Here is a 4,552-nt window from a genome sequence, read left to right on the forward strand (position 1 = left end):
TATTTTGAAAATTAGAAATGAGAATAGCAGATCAAAATAGACCCATTTTCAACAGACTCATCATAGGTCAACGGGTCCCCATCCGGGTCGCTGCAAGTCCATCTTAAAGTAAGCGAAGTAGGTTGATTCGTAGCCCAATCGGACGGTGAGGGACTGGAGGGGGTTGCAGGTGATTGATTTGATGGACCACCAGGCCCATCGTCATCTCCGCAGCCATTGAAGAGAAGGAAAAGTGCCACCACCGAAGCCAATGTCAGGGTATTCTTGGCGATGCGCTTCCAATTACTGTGATGCGAAGGGCGATCAGCGGCTTTCTTCTTCACTCCTACACTCAGTTTGAACTTGAGGGGCTCGAGGTTCAAAGTCGGAAACATGCTTGAAACGCAGTTTAATAAAGAATCCTTCCGAATGCAAGTGTTTGGACAGGGAACCGAGCAACTTTCCTCATTTTCCCGAATCTTCCACTCGACCGGCTCGATCGGCGCCTGCGATTTGGTGATGATCGATGAGTGCCACCTTGTGCCCCCGATCTTCGGACACAATGTACCGCAGGTTCATCGACGGCATGGCGGCTCTGAACGACCAGGTGAAAATCATCGGACTGACTGCCACCCACTACCGGCTCGACAGCGGCCTCTTGACCGAAGGCGAGAACCGGGTCTTCACCGACGTCGCCTACGAAGTTCCGGTGAAGCGGTTGATCGAGGAGAAGTGGCTGGCGCCGCTGGTCACCAAGGCGCCCTCGACCGAACTCGACGTCTCCGGCGTCCATACCCGCGGCGGGGAGTTCATCGCCGGCGAATTGGCGACCGCCGTCGATAAGACCGAAGTGAATGCCGCCGCGGTGCGGGAGATCGTCCATTACGGGCGCGACCGCAAGTCGTGGCTGATCTTCTGTTCCGGCATCGACCACGCTTATCACATCCGCGATGCTCTGCGCGAGCACGGCATCGCGGTTGAAACCGTCACCGGAGAAACTAACGATCTGGAGCGGGACTACATCCTCGGCGAATTCAAAGCCGGGCGGCTGCGGGCGGTCACCAACTGCGACATCCTAACGACCGGCTTCAATCACCCTGGCGTCGATTTGATCGCCTTTCTGCGCCCGACGCAGTCCACAGGTCTCTACGTGCAAATGGCTGGCAGAGGAATGCGGAACGCTCCCGGCAAAACCAACTGTCTCGTGCTGGACTTTGCGGGAAATATCAAACGGCATGGTCCCATCGACCGAGTCAACCCTTACGATCAGTCCAAGAACGGCAACGGCAAGGCGCCGGTCAAAACCTGCCCGCAGTGCCGGTCGGTGATCTTCGCCGGATTCCGCCACTGCCCCGACTGCGGGCATGAGTTCCCGCCGCCCGCGTCTGAATTGAAGCCGACCGCCTCGGCGCGTCCGATCATCAGCCAATCCACCCCCTTCTGGGTGAAGGTGGAGCGCATCGGCTACGAGCGCCACCGCAAGATGGGCAAGCCCGACTCGCTACGGGTGGACTATTACGAGTCAACCAATTCGGTCTATTCTGAATGGATTTGTCTTGAGCACGGCGGTCATGTGGCGCGGCGGGCGCATCGCTGGTGGGTGCGACGCGGGGGTGATCCGAGCGTGGCGAATGTCACCGAGGCGCTGCGCCTGGCGGGGACCTTTAGGCAGCCCTCCCACATCCTGGTGCAAGAGGACTGCAAATACTGGCGAGTGGTGCGGCATCGGTTTGACGAGGCGGAAACGCCCAAGATTGAAGTGGAGCAGGAAAACGACTACGCCGGGGAGGCAACGGTTATCGAAGAGGAGGCGCCCTTTTGAGCGTAGAGACTATCACGGTTACCCGCGAGCATTACGAACGTTTGAAGGACGAGCGGGTGGTGCTGTTCGGTGCCAACAACGGCGTCTGGACGGATGAGGAACTGGAAGGGCATGCCGTAAATGCAGCTGTCGAAGCGGCGGGACAATTCATCGAGCCTAACGGATTGACGGATCGACCATTGTCGGCGCTCAACATTGAGCAATTCAAAGCGCTGATTCAGCAAGCAGCTTGGGCATATATGCAGGTTTATGTTGAATACGTCCCCTTCTGAACTGCTGCAAATGGCCTTGGCCTATGCCTCCTTCGGCTGGGCGGTCTTCCCGGTGCACAGCATCCGCGACGGGAGATGTACCTGCGGCCGCCCCTCTTGCACCAGCCCGGGCAAGCACCCGCTCACCAGACACGGCCATCGCGACGCTTCTACCGATCCGGCAGTGGTCGCCGCCTGGTGGAAGAAGCATCCCTGGGCGAACATCGCCGTTGCTACCGGCGAGCGGTCGGGAAGGCTGATGGTGATCGACCTTGACAACAAGCCCGACGAAGGGATCGACGGCGAGGAGACCTGGCGGCAGTTGGCGAAGGATGCGCCGGCGACGGTGGAGGTGCTGACCGGCGGGGGTGGGCGGCATCTCTACTTCACCTATCCCGAAGGCCTGCAAATCAAATCAGCGCCGGCGTCCTCGGACCCGGGGTCGACATCCGCGCCGAAGGCGGCTATGTCCTTGCCCCGCCAAGCCTGCATATCTCAGGACGGCGATACGAATGGGAGGTCTCAAGCGATCCAATTGAAGGGGTCGCGGTCGCCCCGGCGCCGATCTGGTCGTTGAACGGGCAGGGCAGGCGCATCCAGAATGCTGTTGAACCACCTGCGGAGTTGTTTTCCCCGTCCAAGGTGCAGGAGCTGCGCTCCGCGCTCGCTTTCATCAACAGCGACGAGCGGGATATCTGGCTTAAGATCGGCATGGCGCTGAAGTCCACCCACGCCGGTCAGCAGGCCTATGGAATCTGGACGGAGTGGTCGCAGCAGTCGGCGAAATTCGATCCGCGCGACCAGCAGCGCACTTGGCAGAGCATCGACCCGAACGGCAGCGTCAGCCTCGCGACCATCTTTTGGATGGCGAAGCAGAACGGGTGGGTGGAGCCGCCATCCGACGTCTTCTCCTCCCATTCGAATGACGCGCCGCGCTATATCGCCGACGAGTGTCTTCTTCACCCGCCCGGGATCTTGAGTGAAATCACCGATTACATCGTCTCCACCGCCCGAAGGCCGCAGCCTGAGTTTGCGGTCAACGCAGCCCTGGCGCTGGCCGGCACCGTCTTGGGGCGAAGATACATCTCCGACCAGGAGCACCGCACCAACCTCTACATGATCTCCATCGGGGCGTCAACGAGCGGCAAGGACTACCCCCGCAAAATGGTGAAGAACATCCTGAACGCGGCTTCGCTCCACGATCTGATAGGGGGCGAGACCATCGCCAGCGGCCAAGGTCTTTTGGCTCGGGTCAGACGAACCCCGGTGGTGCTCTTCCAACTAGATGAATTCGGCCTGATGCTTCAAGCCTTGCAGCACAAGAGCGCCAGTCATTACAGCCGCGAGATTCCGAGGAACATCATCCGGCTCTTCAGCTCTTCAGATACGATTTTCGGAGGCACCGAATACGCCGACCAGGACGAAAAACCTACTTCGCCAATCGCCTATCCCTGCGTCAGCATTCACGACACGACGACGCCGGAGAATTTCTATGCGTCACTGGAGTAGAAGGACGTCATCAACGGCTTTCTCAACCGCTTCCTGGTCGTGGATATGAGCGATAAGCCAATTCCTCCTATCGAGAAGCGGGGGCTTTACCCCGAGGTGCCGAAATCGATTCTGGCCTGGATAGATAGGGTCATGGAGGTTACTACTGATAGAGGCAATCTGGCGCGCTTCGACGCTCCGAAACTGATCGTCGTTTCATCCTCGCCTGAAGCGGCAGAGGCGTTGACCGAAATTCACCCGCTACGCCGATTATCTGGCTTCCGCCTTCGCCAAGACCGGCGTCGATGCGATTTGGGGACAAGCCGCAGAACACGCCCACAAAATTGCCCTGGTCTGCGCCTGCGCGGGCGATGTCGACAGTCCTATGATCGAACTTCACCACGCCCAATGGGCAATCCGCTTCGTCGGTCTGCATACTGAATACCTTGCCAAACAGGTGAAAGAACGGATTGCTGACAGCGAATTCGAACGGCACGTCAATGAATTCTACATCGCCATCGCCACCGCAGGTTCAAAGGGGGTGACCGAGCGGGAGATGAACCGCTGCAAGCCCTTCTGTGCCCAGCCGCCCAAAGATCGCAAGCCGATCGTGGATACACTACTAAAAGGCGGCAGGATCGCTTTGACCAGAATCAAGGCCTCCGGCGCAGGCAGGCCGCGTCTGGCCTACGTCGCCTGTGATATCGATCCAGAGAATCCCGATGAAGGCGGCGAATTATGACAGGCGTAAGGCTGAATTATGGCAGAACTCTCTGCCGAAATTATTTGACGACGCACCAACAAGATAGACCCGAAAAATGAATTATGTCATTTCGCAGGGGGTGTCACGCGGGGAACGGGGGAGAGACACCCTATGTCATAATTTGTACTATCTTAGCGATCTGTTGACAGTGTGATGGCTGTTCAAGTCCCCGAAGGCGTAGCCGAAGGGGACTTGAACAGCGCCCTTGGTCACAGGACGCTCCGTGGATAGATTGTCTTGTCTACTAAA

5 protein-coding genes are annotated in these 4,552 nt (G+C 58.3%); all 5 read left to right on the plus strand.

What is annotated here, in order from left to right; translation table 11 throughout:
• Nucleotides 1-505: 505 nt before the first annotated feature.
• Complete coding sequence (locus FJY67_11435; protein MBM3330060.1) at nucleotides 506-1,801, plus strand: DNA helicase; 1,296 nt, start codon at nucleotides 506-508, stop codon at nucleotides 1,799-1,801.
• Complete coding sequence (locus FJY67_11440; GenBank protein ID MBM3330061.1) at nucleotides 1,798-2,073, plus strand: hypothetical protein; 276 nt, start codon at nucleotides 1,798-1,800, stop codon at nucleotides 2,071-2,073. The genes FJY67_11435 and FJY67_11440 overlap by 4 nt, the downstream gene beginning before the upstream one ends.
• On the plus strand, nucleotides 2,051-2,629 hold the full coding sequence (locus FJY67_11445; protein MBM3330062.1) for a bifunctional DNA primase/polymerase: 579 nt from the start codon (nucleotides 2,051-2,053) through the stop codon (nucleotides 2,627-2,629). Before FJY67_11440 ends, FJY67_11445 begins: the two co-directional genes overlap by 23 nt.
• On the plus strand, nucleotides 2,539-3,561 hold the full coding sequence (locus FJY67_11450) for a hypothetical protein (protein MBM3330063.1): 1,023 nt from the start codon (nucleotides 2,539-2,541) through the stop codon (nucleotides 3,559-3,561). Before FJY67_11445 ends, FJY67_11450 begins: the two co-directional genes overlap by 91 nt.
• 364 nt (nucleotides 3,562-3,925) lie before the next feature.
• Nucleotides 3,926-4,282, plus strand: coding sequence for a hypothetical protein (locus tag FJY67_11455; GenBank protein MBM3330064.1), 357 nt, complete (start codon nucleotides 3,926-3,928; stop codon nucleotides 4,280-4,282).
• The last annotated feature ends 270 nt before the right edge of the window (nucleotides 4,283-4,552 follow it).

The sequence above is a fragment of the Calditrichota bacterium genome (assembly GCA_016867835.1).
In the GTDB taxonomy this organism is placed as follows: Bacteria; Electryoneota; AABM5-125-24; order Hatepunaeales; family Hatepunaeaceae; genus VGIQ01.